Source organism: Rhodococcus sp. IEGM 1241 (genome assembly GCF_033142365.1).
Classification (GTDB): Bacteria; Actinomycetota; Actinomycetes; order Mycobacteriales; family Mycobacteriaceae; genus Rhodococcus_F; species Rhodococcus_F erythropolis.
The window spans coordinates 1-13,689 of the sequence record NZ_JAWLSE010000031.1 but is presented as its reverse complement, the minus strand read 5'-3'; the positions used below and the strand labels follow the sequence as shown (position 1 = coordinate 13,689).

The window sequence follows — 13,689 nt, the reverse complement described above, 5'->3', positions numbered from 1 at the left end:
CCCCGGAACCGTCACCGGACACGCCGGTATCCGAGGTCGCCTGACACACCTTAATCCACAGAATTTGACGATTCCTCTCGTCGATTTCATGCGCAGCACAGCCGGGCGCGTACTGCGCATCGTCGTGGGTATCGCCCTCATCACGCTCGCCTTCTCCGTCGGTGGTGCCGTCGGCATTCTGGCAGGAGTGATCGGGGCAGTCTTCGTCCTCACCGGAGTAGTCAACGTGTGTCTGCTCGGCCCGTTGTTCTCCGTGGAACTGCGAGGACGGCCCAAGGCATCCTGAGGAGGAGGACTCGATCTCGGGACCGCCGACCTCAGAAATGGGGTATCACCTTGAATGCGGTGTATCCGTCGGTGTCCGCGGCGAGCGCAACACCGTTGGGTGTCATCGCTACCGGAGCCTCGCCCAGTGATGTGCCTGTCACGCGGCCGGTGACCGCATCGATAGCGGTCACGGCCGAACCAGAAGCACCGTAGACGATTCCGCCGACGAGCGTGAAACGATCGGCACCGGGAAACTGATCGGCTGTGAAACCTCGGTTGCCGTATCGCGGAAAAAGAACGGCGATTCCGTCGTCGCCGAGGTCCCCGGTGGTGATCATCGTCGATCCGCTACCCGCATCGGCTGTCACCGCCATCGGGGTCCGAGCACCACTGACCCAACGGATCCCGGCGTCCGAGAGGCGATAGACCGCTTGGATCGGTTCAGGGCGGGTAGGGACCGTCCATGCCACGACGACGGAACTACCAGCCGATTGGACGAACCGTGCGCTACCGGCGAGTGCGGCGGGCGGTGGTGCCACTGTCTCGGTCGACCATGCCGTGTTGCCAGTATCGACAGTCACGATTTCTGCGGTATCACCATCGCGGACGACCGCGTAACCCCCGGATTCGGACACTGCCCCACTCAGATAGGTGGTGTGCCCGTCGGCGGCAGATATCGCGGCCTCCGGCGGGGCGGATTCGCTACTGCATCCGGCATCGATCAGCAGCCCGGTCCCGGTCAGGCACCCGGCGCTACCGACCGGGCCCCACACGACCTCGCCTGTTCGGGTGTCGCGAGCGGTGAGGGAGGCAGCGTGCCCGGAGTCAGAGGGGTCGACGTCTTCCGTGATCAGTAGTTCGCGATCGTGGGCAGTGGTGACCGCGAACTGCGTGCGGTTCTTCGGTACGTCGACCTCGAACCGCGATGAGCCTGTGTCGCTGACGACCTGCACCGTTGCCGAATCGGATGACGGTGCCGTGTCGAGGACTCCGACGAATCCGTCATCGACGACATGGGGTCTCGAGACGAAGGGCACCGACCACAGTGGGCTGTCGCCGAAGCCGGGCGGCGACAGCAGCTGCGACGACGACGGGTTCTCCACCACTCCGGTGATCGACCCGTGTGCGCTCACGAGCGAGGACGCATCACATGCGCAGAGCATCAACACCGCGCATGCTCCACCCGCCGCACTCACCAACCGAATACGGCACATGCGCATCTAGGTAGAGGAGCTTTCGCCACTGAGTGCCATGATGGCCGCGTGCAGCAGCGCTGTGGCTTCGTCGGCGACATCCGCGAGTCCGGGCGCGTCGGACAGTCCGACCATCACTTGCGGGTTCATCGCTTCGACGATCGTGCTTCCCCCGTCAGCGCGGACAATGACGTTGCACGGTAAAAGCAGTCCTACCTGGCGGTCGGTGTCGATCGCAGATTTCGCCAGCCGGGGATTGCAGGCACCGAGAATGACATAGCGCTCGATGTCGGCATCGATCTTCGCCTTCAGGGTGGATTGCATGTCGATTTCGGTCAGGATTCCGAATCCCTGCTCCGAGAGAGCTTCACGGGTCGCGTCCACGGTTTCCGCGAAGGGCATGTCCAGTCGAATACTGATCGCAAGTTCGGTCATGATGTTCGATTCTCCATCGTCGGAATTGTCCTTGTCTGCCTCAAGAAATGTCGAGTACGGCACGAGCCGACAAGTCGGCTCACACCGCGCAGGACCCTGCGGAGCAGTCTCGCCGACGCCACCGAAAAGCTACGGCTGCAGCCAGCATCGTCAGTGATACTCCAGCAAGGATCGGTTGAATCGGCGCCCACAGCCCCAACGCACCCGAGGTGCCGAGCGCCAGCAGTACGAGCTTGTTGCACACCGGGCATCCGACCGCGAAGAAAGTCAGCGCGACACCGAGTGCGGCCGGGGTACCGGTTCGCTCGACCTGTCTGGGCTTGTCGATGCCGAACCATACCGCGGTCAGGACAGCAGATGCCAGCAGCACCGGCAGTTCCCACGCGCGGACCGGAACTTCTCGTCCGAACATCGGGGTGTCGATAATGTCGGTCGGAATACCCACGACCAGCACGGTGGCGATCCCGGCAAGCGTTCCACGTAGAACACGCAGCCCCCACCGCCTGTAGAGACCGGCCTCGGTGAGCGCTCGACCGTCGGGATCGACGTCAGGGCGTTCGGAGATGGCAGGCTCAGGCATCGGATGGGTCTCCTACAGTTCGTAGTTGTGTGAGTGACACTACTCTGCAAGAGTATACCCGCAAGGGTATAGCTGTCAGTATTCGTGACTACCGAAAGGTATTGCATGACTTCGTCATCACGATCCACCCGCCGTCGAGACACCTGGCTTCTCGGGATCGCGGTACTGGTCGCCGCCGTCCTCGTCGGCGTTCTGGTGGTCGGAATGCACGACAGTGACGAACCCGAGGCGACGGCGGGAGCGACTTCCAGCGCGGAACCGGAGGTGGGCACGACACCTGCAACCGGCCCGCTGGGCGATCTCTCGCGTCGCACCGTCGACGATCCGATGGCCATCGGTGCCGTCGACGCGCCGGTGGTGATGATCGCCTTCTCGGACTTCCGCTGCCCGTTCTGCGCCCAGTTCAGTCGCGAGACCGAACCGCAGTTGATCGACCGCTACGTCGACGAGGGCACCTTGCGTATCGAATGGCGCGATCTGCCGATCTTCGGGCAACAGTCCTTCGATGCCGCCCGCGCGGGCCGAGCAGCCGCGGCTCAGGACAAGTTCTGGGAATTCACCAACGCCGTGTACGCCGGTGCGCCCGAGACCGGTCATGCCGACCTGACGATCGAGGCGCTCGAAGCCTATGCACAGCAAGCCGGCGTCCCGGACCTCGAGCGTTTCACCACCGAAGCCACCGGAACGAGTTTCGACTCCGCGATCACCAGCGATTCCGACGAGGCACAGTCGTTGGGTATACCGGCCACACCGGCGTTCTCGGTGAACGGCGATCCGGTACTGGGGGCGCAACCGCTGTCGACCTTCGTCGATCTGATCGATACCGCCGCCGGAGCGTAGGCCGCCGAATGTCTCAGATCGGACTTCTCGGAGCATTTCTCGGCGGACTGCTGGCCTTGCTCAGCCCCTGCTCGGCGTTGCTGCTGCCCTCGTTCTTCGCCTACGCATTCGACGGGGCGGGCAAGCTCGCCGGCCGCACAGGAGTGTTCTACCTCGGACTTGCCACGGTTCTGGTTCCCCTCGGAGCCGGAGTCGGCGCCCTCGGCTCGGCGATCACCCGGTACCGCGAGATCACCACCATGATCGGCGGACTGATCATCATCGGACTCGGGGTGATGATCATCGTCGGTCGCGGATTCGCGCTGGGATCGGCTCAGCGAGCGGCCGCCCGCATCGACGCGTCGTCTGTCGGGTCGGTGTTCGCACTCGGTGCGGTGTACGGGCTCGCCGGATTCTGCTCCGGACCGCTACTCGGCGCAGTCCTGACCGTCGCAGTGGCCGGTGGACAGGCGGTGTACGGCGGAATTCTGATGGCCCTTTACGCCGCGGGCATGGTGGTCCCGCTGTTCGTACTCGCGCTTGTGTGGGACCGTTTATCGTTGGGCTCACGAACCTGGTTGCGCGGCAAAGAGATCAGCATAGGACCGTTGAAGACGCACACCACGTCGCTGATATCGGGGCTGATCTTCATCGGAATCGGCGTTCTCTTCCTGCTCACGGAAGGAACCGCCAACCTCGGCGGCGTCATGGGCGTCGACAGTCAGTATTCGCTGCAGGTGTGGATCAGCGAGGTCGCAGATTCGGTGTCCAACGTGGCTGTCCTGCTCGCCGGAGTGCTGGTGATCATCGCGATCCTGGCGGTCCGGATCGTACGTGGTCGCAGCACCGCAGACATCGAGTCGGAGAATCACGAGTAGAGCTGCGACCAGCCGTCCCGCTGCCGTTGGGCGAGATGCAGGACGGCAGCCGGGATCACGTCGACTCCCATCAACAGGTCGTCATCGCCGAGTCCTCGGCCGTTCAGACTGTTTCGGCACGCTGTGACGGTGATCGCTGCCGAGTCGATCAGTGTGCGCATCTCCACGGAGACATCCGAGCACCCCAAGGCGGCATCGAGGCCTGCCCCGAAGCACACGACTTCGATCGCCACGGGTTCGGATGCAGCAGCACGAAGATTGTGGATTGCCGACACGACGACTGTAGGTGTGGTGTTCACCGCGAACACCACGCGCAGCGGTTCTGTGTGGTCGCTCATTCGCGGACTCGGTCCATCAGGCTGCGGTGGGGTGAGCCGGACCACGGTTGGGCATGCAGCAAAATGTCGATGGCATGGCTATCACCCTGCGGCCGTACGAGATGCGATAGCTCACGAACCCGCAGTCCGCTTGCTGCCCGGGCGAGATCGTAGATATCGGGCAGTATCGATGGGTCCGGTGGACCGCCCACACCGCGAGTGAAATTCTCGAGCGCATGTCCGAGATACAGCAGCCTCCCCCCCCGGTGCAAGCCAGGTTGCCGCGCTGGCGATGACCGCAACGAGCTCGTCGACCGGAAGATGCAGGAATCCGATGGCAACCAGATCCACCGGCCCGCTCGGTTCCCAGGTTCTGGCGTCGGCAACGCTGTACCTGATCGATTTATCGGACCCGCCGCTCATGGCGAGTTCGATTGCCACCGAGGAGAAATCGACCGCATCGACCGCCCAACCGGAGTCGGCCAACCATCGGGCGTGTCGGCCGTCCCCGCAGCCCAGATCGACCGCGCGCCCGGGTGTCAGTTCGGCGAATCTCGCGGACAGAGCAGCCGCCGGTGCAGATCCCCAGGGATGTTCGACACTGCTGTAGCGCGCGTCCCATGCCGATGATGAATCCACTGCGGACTCCTGTCTGTGTCGTGGGGCCGCTCGCATCGGAACGGCATCGACCTCACTGTACCCCCGGGGGTACATGACGTGATTCTGCCTCGAGATCCAGGCGAGGACCGCAGGAATGTTACTTGTCCTACCACGGCGGTCAGTCCGATCGTGGCAGTCGCGTCCTCGGTGCTGGCGATCGCTCCGAGCGCGCCCGGGCCTGGAATTCGCACTGAACGTCAACGCCGCCCTCCCTGTCGGGTGGCATTACGGAGCATCCCGCTCGGGACGGAGAGGTTTACTGCTGTGCGATTTTGGACTGTTTCAGCAAGATGATCGTGGGTCGTTCCTTTTCCTCGACTGCTGATACGGCGCCGGTCAACAATGCGGTAAACATGGCCGCGCAGGAACGGATCCGTTGGGAGGCAACGATCTTGCATGACAATCATGGTCCGCAGTTCACGTCGTGGGGGTTCGGTGAGAATCTGCGGAGGTGGGGGTTGCTCGAGTCTTTCGGGACGGTCGGTGATTGCTTCGATAATGCTGTCATGGAGGCATTCTGGGGACGTTTGCAGACGGAATTGCTGAACACGAAGAAGCGGTCGACCACGCTGGAGTTGACGGCAGCCATGGCCGATCATATCGACAATTTTCATAATGCCGAACGGCGCCACAGCTATCTCGGCAACCTCAGCCCGATGGAGTATGAGAAGCTCTGGGCAGACATCCAACCGTATCCTCAGCTCTCATAACATTGGTGCACTATTGGGGGCACGGATCAAATCAGAGAATCAATGCGTGTGAATACGGCTGGCAGGGCTTCGAGGAGGCTGTGGAATTCGTTCATGTTCAAGCATTCGTCACGGACACGGTTGTTGAAGGATTCGATGTACCCGTTTTCCATGGCTGACCGGGTGGAACGTAGCCGATACCGACCTGATCTTCGCAGAACGTCCTCGGCGCTTCGGAGATGAACTCCGGGCCGTTGTCGCACCGAAGTATCTGTGGCGGTGCGCCCCAGAATGCGAACGCTTTCTTCAGCGCTGCGACGAGATCCTCTGCCGGGATGGATCGCTCGACGATGTTCAGTACCGACTGACGCGTATGCTTGTCCACCATTTACGCGATCTTGAACTTCCGCCCGTCCGTCGTCGAATCGAACTAGAAGTCGATCGCCCACAACACCTTCGGCGCCTCTGCCTCGGTGATCGGGGTGGTCGAGGCGCCGGCACGTTTCCGGATCTTGCGGACTTTCACCCGCAGCCCTTCCTCACGCCAAAGCCGTTGAACCTTCTTCTTGTTGATGACCCAGCCGGCTCGGTGGGCAGGACCAGGTTCTTAACCACCGATGACCCCGAGGAGGGATGGTCGTGGGTTCGCGACGAAATTGACTCTGGTCGACCGAGTCTGGTCTGGGGCGACTTGACTCGCGGGCTCGGGCCAGGTCTTCGATGTCGTTCCCGCAGACCGTGGTCGACGAACGACAACAGGGGGTGGAATCCGAATCCTTGTTTGTAGGTCGGTGCCGCGTTCGCTTTTCCGAATGTGCGGTGGCGAGGGTGGCGTCGAGGTCAATCACGATCGGGTTCTGGGCGGTGATGTCGGTGATCGGGCGCGCGCTCGCCGGTGTCTGGTACTAGCAGCTGGTTTCAGGTGGCGAAGTCAGCCCAGAACACCTATTGAAGTCCAGCTTGCCGAACCTGCAGAATGCGATGCGCCTCAACGAGATCAAACAGGCGTGGGGAGGCGTCGGCGCCGGACCCGGGCAATGGTGGTCAGGGGGCTGGCAACGGAAGCCCAGATCGCTTCCAGTTTGTCCGGCGCACGGGGTGCTTCGCGGACAATCAGGCAGCGACCACGACAGGTCCGCGTCTTGCGCTTCTTTCGGTCGCGTCAGCGGTCCGGCGGGCGCGTTGACGATTTCTCCGGCCCGTCGTCCCCGAGCGCAAAGGTGAGGCGGTCGAATAGTTGCTGGGCGGTGCCGGGGGTGCCGTGTCGAGCGAAGTGCTCGATCGACACGGCGATGAAGACCGCGTTCGCGGTGAACAATGCTGTGCCGTCATCGGCGGTGGCGGTTGCCTCGAGGTGTAGTTTGCGGCCGTCGATCTCCCGGATGTGGGCCCGGATGCGCAGGGGCCGGTGCAGTGGGACGGGGGCGAGGTAGTCGACGGTGAGGTTTCGGGTCACCGCCGGGGTGCGGGCGATCCAGAGGGTGAAGCCGAACAGGTCGTCGCAGGCGGTGGCCACCGCCCCACCGTGCGCGAGGCCTGGCGCACCGATGTGACGTTCGTCGAACGTCACATCGGTGTAGACCTCTTCGCCGGAACGGAACACCTCTAGTTGCAGGCCGGCGGGATTGTCCGGCCCGCACCCCATGCAGGTCGGCGAGTGCGGCGGTAGCGGTAGCTGGGTCATGGGTGTCCCTTCTCGATGGTGTTGGCTAGCGGCGGGCGCGGGATCGACTGCACTGGCCCGGTTCAGCCGGTTTCTTCGATGTGTCCGTGTCCAGGGGTCGGGGACTCCGGCCGGGCGCCCAGAACAGCAGGATCGCCGCACCGGCCGCCGCGATGAGTGCGAGGACGATCGCGGACTGCTCGGCGCCGTGCAGGAACGCGGACTTGGCGAAGTCCGCAAGCTGCTCGCCGACCGGTCCGGCCCGGTCGGCGACCTCCAGGGCACCGGCGAGTGAGTCCGAGACTGGCCCCCGCGCGTCGGGAGGGAGTCGCTCGATCGCCGGTGCGATGTTGTGGCTGTAGCCGGCGGCCAGGACACTGCCGGCGACAGCGATGCCGATCGCCGCACCGATCTCGCGCGTGGCGTCGTTGACCGCCGCGGCGACGCCGTGCTTTTCGATCGGTGTGTCCGCCACGATGGCCGCCGTCGCCGGCGCCGCGGTCAGACCCAGTCCCGCGCTCATGATCAGCGTCGGCCACATCACGTCGAGGTAGGTGGAGTCCAGATCCAACCGGCTGATGAAGTAGAACCCCACCGCTATGGCGAGCAGACCGGTCACCGTCACCAACCGCAACCCCAGCCGGGTCGCCATCCACGGCGAGATCGCCGAGAGGAGCACCAGCGGCACCATCATCGGTGCCAAGGCCAGTGCCGAACCCAGCGGACTGTATCCAAAGATCAACTGCAGGTATTGCACCAGGACGAGGAACACACCGAACGTCACCAGGAACTGGATCGTGATGGAGAACGATCCGCTCCCGAAACCCCGACTGGTGAAGAACCGCACATCGAGCAACGGATGATCCGCGCGCAACTCCCACACTACGAACACCAGCGTGGCCACCAGACCCAGACCAAATCCGACGACCACCACCGGATCCGACCAACCACGCACTGGGACCTCGATGATGGCCAACACCACCAGTCCGATCGCGAGTACCACCGCGACCGACCCGATCACATCCATCCGCGGCGGATTCTCCTGGCGGGATTCGGGAATGGTGAAGGCACACAACAGCAGAAACACCCCCGTCCCGGTTAGACCGACGAAGATCGACTGCCACGACCAGTAGTCGAGCAGCACTCCCGACCCGAGAATCCCCAGCAGGCCCCCGGACCCGGCGACCCCCGCCCAGATCCCGACCGCCCGCCCGCTCTGTTCCTCGGGGAATCCCGCGGTCAGGACCGACAGCGTGGACGGCATCACGAACGCTGCCCCCAACCCGGCCGCGGCACGCGCCGCAATCAACCACCAGGGGGTCGATACGAACAGAGGCACCGCCGAGGCCAGCGAGAAGAGCGCTAACCCCACGATCAGCACCGCCCGCCGACCGTAACGGTCACCCAGCGCACCGGCGGGCAACACCAGACACGCCAACACCAGCGTGTACCCATCGACGACCCAGGTCAGCTGGGTTTGAGTGGCCCCGGTCGCCACCGCAATGTCCGGAAGCGCGGTATACAGAGCCGCCATCGACGCGACCACCAACGCCACCGACAAGCACGAGACCACCAACGTCCACTTCTGCGCCCGCGACAGCAGCACCCGATCGCCCGAAGCCATACGCCACCTCCACATATCGATACGGCTGGTATCGATTCGCTACTATCAGTAGCACAATGAGGCTGGAGAGGATAGTGTCTGCGCCTGATTGAAGGGCACAATGACGAGGTGAGCGAGAAAATGATCATCCAAAACCTGGTCGACAACGAGGACCGGCTCGTGGATCCACGGAAGGCGCGTTCACGCGCACGACTGCTCGACGCCGCAACATCCTTGCTCTCGACCGGCGGAATCGATGCCGTCACGATCGACGCGGTCACCAAAGCGTCCAAGGTCGCGCGGACCACCCTTTACCGGCACTTCACCGACAGCACCCAACTCTTGGCCGCGGCGTTCGAACGTCTGCTGCCCCCTGTCACCGCACCGGCCTCGTCCGGAACGATCCGTGAACAGTTGATCGAACTGCTGGACCGTCAGGCCAAGCTCATCGAGGAAGCCCCTGCCCAACTGACGATGCTGGGATGGCTTGCCCTCGGGTCCGTCCAACCCGAGACCGCCGGGGCGGCATCCCATCCCGAAGAGGACCGGAACCCGGTCAGTTCCCTGCGCGCGCGGGTGGTCAACCAGTACCGCGAACCGTTCGACCAGATCCTGGGCGGCCCCCAAGCCCAGCAAGAGCTCGGTGACTTCGACACCGCCCTTGCCCTGACCCAACTCGTCGGACCCATCATCTTCACCCGACTCACCGGACTCCCGCCGACAGGATCCACTGAACGGCAACAACTCGTCGACGACTTTCTCGCTGCACGATCCGCGCACGCGCGGTGACGTGACCTCACGCTGGCCCTGGCCTTACCTGCAAACTCACTGGCCAGCGGCAAAAGCGGATCAGAACACCATCAATCACACATACTGGGTGTGCCGTTGGGGTGGGACTGTCTCTAATCGGTGTTTCGGCCCGAGACGCTGAGTGAATGCTCAGCGAGGAGGTGCCGAGATGACGACACTGGAAGATGCGGGCGAAGAAGAGGGCCGAGCCCTCCTCGGAAGCCGCGGAGCTGGTCAGGTTGGCGAAGGAGCAGGGTCTATCGCTGGCCGGCCCGGACGGTCTGCTCAAGCAGTTCACCAAAACCGTCCTGGAAACCGCGTTGAACGAGGAGATGACCGAGCATCTCGGGCACGACAAGAACCAAGCCCCGCCCGATCGGGAGTCGACGAACATCCGCAACGGGACTCGGTCGAAAACGGTGTTGACCGTGGCGACCGGGCATGTTCCGATCGAGGTCCCTCGTGATCGGGAAGGGACGTTCGAGCCGCAGATCGTCAAGAAGCGTCAACGACGCCTCAATGGGGTCGACGAGATCGTGTTGTCGCCCAACGCCAAAGGATTAACGACCGGTGAGATCTCCGCTCGCTTCGCCGAAATCTACGGCGCATCTGTCTCAGAAGAAACCATCTCACGGATCACCGACAAGGTGATCGAGGAGGTGCAGGACTGGTCTGCCCGACCACTCGACGAGGTATACGCAGCGATCTTCATCGACGCAATCGTCGTCAAAGTCCACGACGGGCAGGTAGCGAACCGGCCTATTTACGCCGCGATCGGCGTCAGTCTCGACGGGCACCGCGACGTGCTCGGATTGTGGGCGGGAACCGGCGGTGAGGGCGCGAAATTCTGGATGTCCGTGCTGACGGGCATCCCCAACAGGGGCACCCGGGACGTGTTCTTCTTGGTCTGCGACGGATTGAAAGGTCTACCGGAGGTCGTCGAGAATGTGTGGCCGGCGGCCACTGTCCAAACGTGTGTAATCCATTTGATCCGCAATGTGCGCCGTGAGGCGCCTGATTCACCGATCGGAGGTGGGAAACCTTCGTCGCCGGGCCGTCGTAGCGGTTCGGTGGAGCTGGGAGCAGCCCCGACAAAGCCGGGACGTACTAGTACTGCCAGATGGTGCGGGCTCGGCAAGCGAGACGAGAGGGTGTACGCGAGGAATCAGCGTTTGACGCCTCGTTAACAAGAACCGGCTCGAATCTGGCGGATGTGGGCCGGGATGCGGTGCGCGTCATCATTGTTGCGGTGATGGCGCCCGTCTGCACCGAAGCCGTCGGTGTGGGCAGGTCGGGAGGAAAGTCTGCGGCGTACTCCCGTCGACCGCCGGGGTATAGCTGGGCACCGGACTCGTCGAGCGGTGACAGGTGAACACGGGAACCGTCTCGGTCCCACCACATTTCCCGCGCATCCAGTGCGGGCGGTCGGGTTGGGTCCGCTGTCGGCCGATCGGGCCGGGGCGGGGCGGAGTCGTCGTAGTAGTCGGAGGCCGGGAAAGCCGGTCACAGGGCGAAGGGCGGCAGCAAGTGAAGCAGAATGGGAGTTGTCATGCCGGAAGAGGCGCCGGTGAATATCGGTGCACTGCTGGAACGTCCGTACACGGTGCGTCAGCGGGTACTGGGGATTCAGACCAAACTGCACAGTTGGGCGGCGGCCGATCCTGGTCGTTGTTTCGATGATCTGTTCAATCTCGTGGTGGACCCAGGGTTCCTCGTCATGGCGTGGACGCGGGTCCGGGAGAACAAGGGCGCCAAGACGGCTGGGATCGACGGGGCCACCGCGTGGTCGGTCGAGAACAGCGAGCGCGGCGTGGCCGGTTTCCTGACCGAACTGCGGACCTCGTTGAAGGACCGCTCGTTTCGTCCGGTGCCGGTACGGACGGTGTCGATTCCCAAGGCGAACGGCAAACGTCGCCGCCTGGGCATCCCCACTCTTCGTGACCGCGTCGTGCAGGCGTCGTTGAAGCTGGTGTTGGAGCCGATTCTGGAGGCCGATTTCGACCCGTCCAGTTACGGGTTCCGCCCGGAACGTCGATGTCAGGACGCCATCGAGGAAATCCGGTTCTACGCCGCACGCGGCTACGAGCAGGTCTTCGAGGGCGATATCGCGGCATGTTTCGACGAAATTTCGCACCCGGCCCTGATGGACAGGTTGCGGCTTCGTGTGACTGACCGACGAATCCTGCTGTTGGTCAAGGCGTTTCTGAAAGCGGGGCTGTTGGACGAGCTGAACGAGGTCCGCGACACCACCACCGGCACTCCCCAGGGTGGGATTTTGTCCCCGCTGCTGGCCAACCTCGCTTTGTCGGTCCTCGATGAGCACTTCCGGGAAAGATGGCGGGCCATGGGCAACCAGACCCAACGCTGGCGTGCCACCCGCCGAGGCGCCGCGACCTACCGAACCGTCCGCTATGCAGACGATTTCGTGGTCATGGTGTTCGGCACCCGGCAGCAAGCCGAGGATCTCTACGGCGAGATCGAGACCGTGCTTGCGACGGTCGGGCTCCGTCTGGCGCCCGAAAAGACGCAAGTGGTCGGGATCGACGAGGGCTTCGATTTTCTCGGTTTCCGCATCCAGCGGCACCGACAGAAAGGAAGCGACCGGAAACTGATCTACACCTATCCGTCGAAGAAATCGATGAACACCATTCGGCGTAAGGTCACGACAGCGACCGGCAGACAGACCACCAGCTTGCCCGCGAAAGATATGTTCCGACTTCTGGGACAGATCACTCGCGGCTGGGCGTTCTATTTCCGGCACGGCGCGTCGGCCCATGCGTTCGGCCTGCTCAACCACCACCTGTGGTGGCGGGTCTGGCGTTGGCTACGCAAGAAACATCCGAACCGGAAGGCGTACTGGATCATTCGCCACTACTATGGCTCCGGCCGATGGTGGCCGGAAGCGGGTGGGATCACGTTATTTCAACCCGCGACGGTGACGATCAAACGCTACCGATACCGCGGGGCGCGTATCCCCAACCCGTGGCTGATCCACGCTCAGAAGACAGGACCGACAACCCTTGCGGAGAGCCCGGTGCGGTGAGAATCGCACGCCGGGTTCGGCGGGCGGCCCGAGGAAACGGACCGGGAGCAATCCCGATACCGCGCCTCGGGTCGACCCCACACGTTTCAGTTGTCGTCGCGGCAGCATTGGGCTGCGCTCAAACATGATCTCAAGTCGATCTTTCGCTGCCCCGACTGAGGCCGCCGCGAGTGCGGCGTTCGAGGATCTCGCTGACCGTTGGGGCAAGCAGTATCCGGCGATCATCCGATTGTGGAACAACGCCTGGCAGGAGTTCATCCCGTTCCTGGATTACGACACCGAGATACGGCGAGTGCTGTGCTCTACCAATGCGATTGAGTCTTTGAATGCCGGATGCCGGCGGGCTGTCAAGGCTCGTGGGCATTTTCCCACCGAGGCTGCTGCGCTCAAGTGCTTCGATCTGGTGACGCGGTCACTGGACCCGACAGGCAAGGGCCAGGCACGATGGATTACGAGGTGGAAGCCTGCTCTGAACGCGTTTGCGATCACGTTCGCCGATCGGTGGCCGGGATCGGAAACCTACTGATGGAAACCGGCCGAAACACCGTTAGCGAGATAGACCCCGGCATTGATCGCAGGTGCAGTCAACGACTGGTCTGTGGTGGTGATGGCTCTTGTCCTCGTGCCGTTCGTAGTCATCGTGCGGTGGCCGAATACGCCCTCCGGCGTTGTCTTCGGGGAGGAATCGTCAAATTCTGTGGATTAAGGTGTGTCAGGCGACCTCGGATACCGGCGTGTCCGGTGACGGTTCCG

Annotated in this window: 15 protein-coding genes and 4 pseudogenes; 9 read left to right on the top strand and 10 right to left on the bottom strand. The window is 63.2% G+C overall.

The window, feature by feature from the left end; all coding sequences use genetic code 11:
* Nucleotides 1-286: DUF2892 domain-containing protein (locus tag R4P70_RS32130; RefSeq protein ID WP_317833738.1), on the top strand; the 286-nt coding region annotated here is incomplete at its 5' end.
* Nucleotides 287-317: 31 nt separating this feature from the next.
* On the opposite strand, the gene R4P70_RS32125 is transcribed toward R4P70_RS32130, so the two are convergent.
* The 3 genes from R4P70_RS32125 to R4P70_RS32115 form a co-directional block, all read right to left on the bottom strand.
* Nucleotides 318-1,487 (bottom strand): hypothetical protein, encoded by a 1,170-nt coding sequence (locus R4P70_RS32125; RefSeq protein WP_030538035.1) that lies wholly within the window; start codon nucleotides 1,485-1,487, stop codon nucleotides 318-320.
* Nucleotides 1,488-1,895 carry a DUF302 domain-containing protein gene (locus tag R4P70_RS32120; protein WP_011331567.1) on the bottom strand — a complete coding sequence of 136 codons (408 nt, stop codon included), beginning with the start codon at nucleotides 1,893-1,895 and terminating at the stop codon, nucleotides 1,488-1,490.
* A gap of 79 nt (nucleotides 1,896-1,974) precedes the next feature.
* A complete protein-coding gene (locus tag R4P70_RS32115) occupies nucleotides 1,975-2,475 on the bottom strand; it encodes a hypothetical protein (RefSeq protein ID WP_011331566.1) in 501 nt (166 codons plus the stop codon).
* A 105-nt stretch (nucleotides 2,476-2,580) separates the two neighbouring features.
* On the opposite strand from R4P70_RS32115, the gene R4P70_RS32110 reads away from it, so the two are divergent.
* Nucleotides 2,581-3,315 carry a DsbA family protein gene (locus R4P70_RS32110; RefSeq protein ID WP_021334628.1) on the top strand — a complete coding sequence of 245 codons (735 nt, stop codon included), beginning with the start codon at nucleotides 2,581-2,583 and terminating at the stop codon, nucleotides 3,313-3,315.
* Nucleotides 3,316-3,323: 8 nt separating this feature from the next.
* Entirely contained in the window at nucleotides 3,324-4,172 is an 849-nt protein-coding gene (locus tag R4P70_RS32105) for a cytochrome c biogenesis CcdA family protein (RefSeq protein WP_011331564.1), read from the top strand.
* Here R4P70_RS32105 and R4P70_RS32100 read toward each other — a convergent pair.
* A complete protein-coding gene (locus tag R4P70_RS32100; RefSeq protein WP_021334627.1) occupies nucleotides 4,163-4,510 on the bottom strand; it encodes a DsrE family protein in 348 nt (115 codons plus the stop codon). The genes R4P70_RS32105 and R4P70_RS32100 overlap by 10 nt on opposite strands.
* A 111-nt stretch (nucleotides 4,511-4,621) precedes the next feature.
* Nucleotides 4,622-5,128 (bottom strand): class I SAM-dependent methyltransferase, encoded by a 507-nt coding sequence (locus tag R4P70_RS32095; RefSeq protein ID WP_021334626.1) that lies wholly within the window; start codon nucleotides 5,126-5,128, stop codon nucleotides 4,622-4,624.
* Nucleotides 5,129-5,361: 233 nt separating this feature from the next.
* Between R4P70_RS32095 and R4P70_RS32090 the strand changes: the two genes are divergently transcribed.
* Nucleotides 5,362-5,859: an IS3 family transposase gene (locus R4P70_RS32090; protein WP_134771777.1), complete on the top strand. Its 498-nt coding sequence runs from the start codon at nucleotides 5,362-5,364 to the stop codon at nucleotides 5,857-5,859.
* Nucleotides 5,860-5,885: 26 nt separating this feature from the next.
* Here the strand turns inward: R4P70_RS32090 and R4P70_RS32835 are convergent, their stop codons facing one another.
* Complete coding sequence (locus tag R4P70_RS32835) at nucleotides 5,886-6,011, bottom strand: integrase core domain-containing protein (RefSeq protein ID WP_011331560.1); 126 nt, start codon at nucleotides 6,009-6,011, stop codon at nucleotides 5,886-5,888.
* Complete coding sequence (locus R4P70_RS32085) at nucleotides 5,957-6,226, bottom strand: integrase catalytic domain-containing protein (protein ID WP_021334624.1); 270 nt, start codon at nucleotides 6,224-6,226, stop codon at nucleotides 5,957-5,959. Before R4P70_RS32085 ends, R4P70_RS32835 begins: the two co-directional genes overlap by 55 nt.
* 188 nt (nucleotides 6,227-6,414) lie before the next feature.
* Between R4P70_RS32085 and R4P70_RS32080 the strand changes: the two are divergent.
* Nucleotides 6,415-6,532 (top strand): annotated as a pseudogene (locus R4P70_RS32080) (PRTRC system protein E); the annotation flags it as partial.
* A gap of 41 nt (nucleotides 6,533-6,573) precedes the next feature.
* On the opposite strand, the pseudogene R4P70_RS32075 reads toward R4P70_RS32080, so the two are convergent.
* From R4P70_RS32075 to R4P70_RS32065, 3 genes and pseudogenes are all read right to left on the bottom strand, one after another.
* A pseudogene (locus tag R4P70_RS32075) lies at nucleotides 6,574-6,732 on the bottom strand (transposase); the annotation flags it as partial.
* Between the two features lie 268 nt (nucleotides 6,733-7,000).
* Nucleotides 7,001-7,522 (bottom strand): PaaI family thioesterase, encoded by a 522-nt coding sequence (locus tag R4P70_RS32070; RefSeq protein ID WP_021334621.1) that lies wholly within the window; start codon nucleotides 7,520-7,522, stop codon nucleotides 7,001-7,003.
* A gap of 25 nt (nucleotides 7,523-7,547) precedes the next feature.
* Entirely contained in the window at nucleotides 7,548-9,125 is a 1,578-nt protein-coding gene (locus R4P70_RS32065; protein ID WP_021334620.1) for an MFS transporter, read from the bottom strand.
* 120 nt (nucleotides 9,126-9,245) lie between these two features.
* Between R4P70_RS32065 and R4P70_RS32060 the strand changes: the two genes are divergently transcribed.
* The 4 genes and pseudogenes from R4P70_RS32060 to R4P70_RS32045 all read left to right on the top strand — a co-directional run.
* A complete protein-coding gene (locus R4P70_RS32060; RefSeq protein WP_021334619.1) occupies nucleotides 9,246-9,893 on the top strand; it encodes a TetR/AcrR family transcriptional regulator in 648 nt (215 codons plus the stop codon).
* A 185-nt stretch (nucleotides 9,894-10,078) separates the two neighbouring features.
* Nucleotides 10,079-10,906: pseudogene (locus R4P70_RS32055) on the top strand (IS256 family transposase); the annotation flags it as partial.
* Nucleotides 10,907-11,442: 536 nt separating this feature from the next.
* A complete protein-coding gene (gene ltrA, locus R4P70_RS32050; protein ID WP_080656780.1) occupies nucleotides 11,443-12,936 on the top strand; it encodes a group II intron reverse transcriptase/maturase in 1,494 nt (497 codons plus the stop codon).
* 78 nt (nucleotides 12,937-13,014) lie between these two features.
* A pseudogene (locus R4P70_RS32045) lies at nucleotides 13,015-13,462 on the top strand (transposase); the annotation flags it as partial.
* Nucleotides 13,463-13,689: the final 227 nt, after the last annotated feature.

Excerpts from the sequence above, each read along its gene's own strand:
- R4P70_RS32085 (WP_021334624.1), bottom strand. The coding sequence starts at position 6,226 with ATGGTGGACAAGCATACGCGTCAGTCGGTACTGAACATCGTCGAGCGA.
- R4P70_RS32125 (WP_030538035.1), bottom strand. The coding sequence starts at position 1,487 with ATGCGCATGTGCCGTATTCGGTTGGTGAGTGCGGCGGGTGGAGCATGC.
- R4P70_RS32070 (WP_021334621.1), bottom strand. The coding sequence starts at position 7,522 with ATGACCCAGCTACCGCTACCGCCGCACTCGCCGACCTGCATGGGGTGC.
- R4P70_RS32835 (WP_011331560.1), bottom strand. The coding sequence starts at position 6,011 with ATGGAAAACGGGTACATCGAATCCTTCAACAACCGTGTCCGTGACGAA.
- R4P70_RS32065 (WP_021334620.1), bottom strand. The coding sequence starts at position 9,125 with ATGGCTTCGGGCGATCGGGTGCTGCTGTCGCGGGCGCAGAAGTGGACG.
- R4P70_RS32110 (WP_021334628.1), top strand. The coding sequence starts at position 2,581 with ATGACTTCGTCATCACGATCCACCCGCCGTCGAGACACCTGGCTTCTC.
- R4P70_RS32105 (WP_011331564.1), top strand. The coding sequence starts at position 3,324 with ATGTCTCAGATCGGACTTCTCGGAGCATTTCTCGGCGGACTGCTGGCC.
- R4P70_RS32060 (WP_021334619.1), top strand. The coding sequence starts at position 9,246 with ATGATCATCCAAAACCTGGTCGACAACGAGGACCGGCTCGTGGATCCA.
- ltrA (WP_080656780.1), top strand. The coding sequence starts at position 11,443 with ATGCCGGAAGAGGCGCCGGTGAATATCGGTGCACTGCTGGAACGTCCG.
- R4P70_RS32115 (WP_011331566.1), bottom strand. The coding sequence starts at position 2,475 with ATGCCTGAGCCTGCCATCTCCGAACGCCCTGACGTCGATCCCGACGGT.
- R4P70_RS32120 (WP_011331567.1), bottom strand. The coding sequence starts at position 1,895 with ATGACCGAACTTGCGATCAGTATTCGACTGGACATGCCCTTCGCGGAA.
- R4P70_RS32100 (WP_021334627.1), bottom strand. The coding sequence starts at position 4,510 with ATGAGCGACCACACAGAACCGCTGCGCGTGGTGTTCGCGGTGAACACC.